This is a genomic window from Streptomyces sp. NPDC046900, from assembly GCF_040644975.1.
In the GTDB taxonomy this organism is placed as follows: domain Bacteria; phylum Actinomycetota; class Actinomycetes; order Streptomycetales; family Streptomycetaceae; genus Streptomyces.
Genome location: NZ_JBEYXD010000211.1, coordinates 1 through 3620, shown reverse-complemented (window position 1 = coordinate 3620; position 3620 = coordinate 1). Strand labels below are relative to the sequence as shown.

3 protein-coding genes and 3 pseudogenes are annotated in these 3620 nt (G+C 66.2%); 4 read left to right on the top strand and 2 right to left on the bottom strand.

The window, feature by feature from the left end:
* Window positions 1–721: 721 nt before the first annotated feature.
* A pseudogene (locus ABZ904_RS50860) lies at window positions 722–808 on the bottom strand (IS5/IS1182 family transposase); the annotation flags it as partial.
* A gap of 291 nt (window positions 809–1099) precedes the next feature.
* Here ABZ904_RS50860 and ABZ904_RS50855 point away from each other — a divergent pair.
* The 3 genes and pseudogenes from ABZ904_RS50855 to ABZ904_RS50845 all read left to right on the top strand — a co-directional run.
* Window positions 1100–1231, top strand: a pseudogene (locus ABZ904_RS50855) (hypothetical protein); the annotation flags it as partial.
* Window positions 1232–1296: 65 nt separating this feature from the next.
* Window positions 1297–1626, top strand: coding sequence for a winged helix-turn-helix domain-containing protein (locus tag ABZ904_RS50850; protein WP_361831119.1), 330 nt, complete (start codon window positions 1297–1299; stop codon window positions 1624–1626).
* A pseudogene (locus ABZ904_RS50845) lies at window positions 1623–1874 on the top strand (DDE endonuclease); the annotation flags it as partial. The gene ABZ904_RS50850 and the pseudogene ABZ904_RS50845, both read left to right, overlap by 4 nt.
* Window positions 1875–2258: 384 nt before the next feature.
* Here ABZ904_RS50845 and ABZ904_RS50840 read toward each other — a convergent pair.
* Entirely contained in the window at window positions 2259–2912 is a 654-nt protein-coding gene (locus ABZ904_RS50840) for a TetR/AcrR family transcriptional regulator (protein WP_359410703.1), read from the bottom strand.
* Window positions 2913–3047: 135 nt separating this feature from the next.
* On the opposite strand from ABZ904_RS50840, the gene ABZ904_RS50835 reads away from it, so the two are divergent.
* The coding region (locus tag ABZ904_RS50835; protein ID WP_361831116.1) for a carboxymuconolactone decarboxylase family protein at window positions 3048–3620 on the top strand (573 nt) is incomplete at its 3' end.

Below are 3620 nucleotides of genomic sequence, written 5' to 3'. Positions count from 1 at the left end.
AAACCAGCGGGTGGCTGAGACTGCGGGTAAGACGACGTCGGGCGGAGTGCCGAGGAGTCATGCTCGCGACTCTCACCCCATGCTCCGGAGCTCAAAGTCACGGAACCCACCAGGAGAGCCACCACAGCCGTGATGAGCGCGATGAGCTTGTTGATCTTCCCTGCTCCGGTACGTGGATCTTCGCTGGACAGCTTACTGTCGTTCACTTTCTTGTTCTTTCTCTGCGCGATTCGAGGTTCAGTGCAGGCGCCGTGTACGCGGTGCTGACGTGCAAGGTTGCGGTTTGTCGATCAGGTGAAGATCGGCGCGGCCGACGCGGCGAACGAGGCCTCCATGGAGACCACCGCAGATGAAAATGCCTGCCGGAGCGTTCTGCCCCGGCGAGCCAGGTTGATCACTGGTGCCACGTCTAGAATCGAGCCGTGCCTTTCTATTCCTCTGAACCACCCCGGAGTTTCTGAAGGCCCCGGGCTGTGTCTCTGCCCAAGGAACCGACACCGGACAGAAACAGGCCGGCACACCCGGGCCAGACCGCGCACCACACGACAAACGCACCTTCGTTCTCCGGTGCGCCCATCATGCAGCGAAGAGGACTCTTTAGTCCACTCAGGTGATCGGCAAGCCTACAGCGATACACACCCAGACCGGAGCCGTACTCCTCGCCGCACCCGGCAATGAGCGGCGTGATCCCGACCTCGCAGGCCTGCCCGCACTACTCGTCGTGGTCGTAGCCGCGGTCGACGTACAGCGTGTCTGGTCGCCGGCGGGGTCGGCCATGACGGCCCCGCACTGGTGGGATCGCGTGGATGAGCGGCATCAACTGAGTCAGGACCAAGCGCACACGCTTGCCGAAGCTGCGGTATCTTAATGTGGACGGAATCGTCCACTTATCTCCTGGTCGACGGATCGCCCGAACTCATCGGGCCAACCACCTGCCGCAACTCGAGGACGGAGCACGCAGGAGCCATCAGCCGCGGATCCGACTGCGCCGATGCTGGAGTAAGACGGCACGACGGATCTGACACTGCTGAGCTTCAAAGCGTGGTGTCGGCAGGGGCTGACGGCCTGGGATCCCTGCGGTATGGCGATTGCATGAGGTATGCGCAAGGGGCGGGCTGACCGACGAGCGGCGGGCCTTCCGCGAGAAGTTGAGATGGAGGCGGCCGAGCGGGTCGCCCAGGGCGACGAGAACGCGGTCATCGCGCACCACCTGCGGGTCAGCGTCCGGTCGGTACAGCGCTGGCGCAAGACCTGGTCCCAGGACGGGCCGAGAGCCCTGGCCTCCAGGGGGCCGGCGTGCTTGCCCCTGCTCACGAGCTGTTCGCGGTGCTGGAGCAGGAGCTGGCCAAGGGGCCGGTGGCGCACGGCTGGCCGGACCAGACCTGGACCCTGTCACGGATCAAGACGCTCATCGAGCGCCGGTCCCGCGAGAGCTACACCGTGCAGGGCGTTGCCGCGCTGCTCAAGCGGCACGGCTGGAGCTGCCAGGTGCCGGCCCGGCGGGCGGTGGAGCGCGACGGGGCAGCGGTGGCCGGCTGGGTGAAGGAGACCTGGCCGCAGGTGGAAGGGCCGTGGCGGCGCTCGGTGCCTGGCTCGTCTTCGAGGACGAGGCGGGCTTCTCGATGACGCCGCCGACCGCCCGTACCTGGTCCCGTCGCGGCCGTGCTCCCGTCGTGCGGGTGCGGGGCCGCTCCCGCCGCCGCTTATCCGTCGCCGCCCTGACCTGCTACAAACCCGGCGAACGCTTACGGCTGATCTACCGGCCCTGCCCGGACGCCCGGCCAGATGGACGCAAGAGCTTCTCCTGGAAGGACTACCGCGACCTCATCCAGACCGTGCACCAGCAGCTCGGCGGCCCGATCGTGCTGGTCTGGCCAAGACCCTGCCCGGCCAGCCCAAGAAGTCCACGGTCACAGATCTCTGACCGCTGCTTTGCGGCTGGGGTCAGAGATAGGAGCTCGCACACGCCGTAGATTCGACCGCGACGAACAGGACGGCGGCTGCCGTGCCGGGAGCCTGGAGAAGGGCACTTCGGGAAAGTTGTAGAGAGTCGGGGCTCCCGTAGGACGGGAGTCCTGACAGCCGGGAGACCTACAGGGCCTGTAGCGGCCCGTCCTGAGGGCGCGTCAGCCGCCCGGTCCCCGCCAGCCCCGCCACTGTCCCGCGGAATTCGGCCAGGAGATTGCTTTCCTTGTCGACGAAGTGCTCCGCGGCGTCGCTTAATGCCAAGCTCCGCTGACCCATACACGTGGAAGCGGCTACCGAGCTTGGAGTACGTCGGCGTCGGGAGACGTAGCGAAGGTCTGCACGTAGTCGATGGCTGTCTGCAACGCATCTTTCAGTGGAGCGATGTCCCGCCCGACCTGGGCGAGGAGCGTGCCGCCCTGGAGGGCAGCAAGGAGCAGATTGGCCAGCTGCGTGGGATCTGCCTCGGCGCTGATGCGACCGAGTTGCTGCATGCGCTCGATTCCATCGCGGAAGATGTCCTTCCACTGGTCGAACGCGCTCGCGAGCTCGTCGTGGACGTCAAGGTCCGTCTTGATGATCTCGCTCGCCAGGGAGCCGAGGACGCAGCCTTCCTGACGGGCGCGCTCGTAGCCGACGTAGAAGTCCGTCCACGCCCGAAACGCGTCGAGGTTGTCGAAGCAGGCGAATGGCTCGCCGCGGTGGAACGTGAGGACGCGCTCGGCCTGCCAGGCGATCACGGCCAGGACGAGACTCTCCTTGGTGGGGAAGTAGTGGTTGAGCTGCGATCCGCTGACGCCGGAGGCGCGGCGGAGCTGTTCGTTGTTCGTCGCATGGACCCCCTTGGTGTAGATGAGCTCTGCGGCGTGCTCCATGATGCGGGCCCGCGTTGCCTGTCCCTTGTCGGTGAGCTTGTGGGGCTCCCGAGCTCCTGTGGTGGGTTTCATGCTTCGGACGATACCTAGATTGGGCTTGACAGCCCAGTCCTGAGCGGTGTTAGCTCCAGGAGTGGGCCGACAAGCCCAAAACAGCTCGGGTGTCACCCGCGCTGACGACGACCACTCACCGGAGGCTGATGCGCCATGTCACGTCTGAATGTTCCTTCTCTTGAAGAGGTTCCTGCGGGTGCGAAGGGTGTCCTGGACAAGGTCGGGGGGCAGTTCGGGTTCGTGCCGAACATGTTCGTGACGCTCGCGTCGAACCCGGCCGTTCTGGACGTGGTTATGGCGTTGCAGGGCTCTTTGAGTCGGGTTCTGGACGCGAAGACGCGGCACACGATTGCGCTCGCGGTCTCGCAGGCCAACGGTTGTGATTACTGCCTGGCGGTGCACTCGTACGTGTCGTCGGAGTTCGGCGGTATGTCGAGCGAGGATATCGACCTGGGCCGGGCGGGGAGTTCGGTCGACCCGAAGCGCGCCGCGGTTGCTCGCTTCGCGCAGCAGGTGGTGGAGAGTCGCGGTCAGGTGAGCGACGCCGACCTCGCGGCTGTGCGGGGCGCGGGGTACACCGACCCGCAGATCCTGGCGATCGTGACGGTCGCGGTGGCAGCGCAGCTCACCATTGCGCAGTTCCCCGCGCCCCCATCCGGGTGCGTCGACGTCTGCGGGTCCGTCGTGGGGTTTGCGCAGTTCCCCGCGCCCCCATCCGGGTGCGTC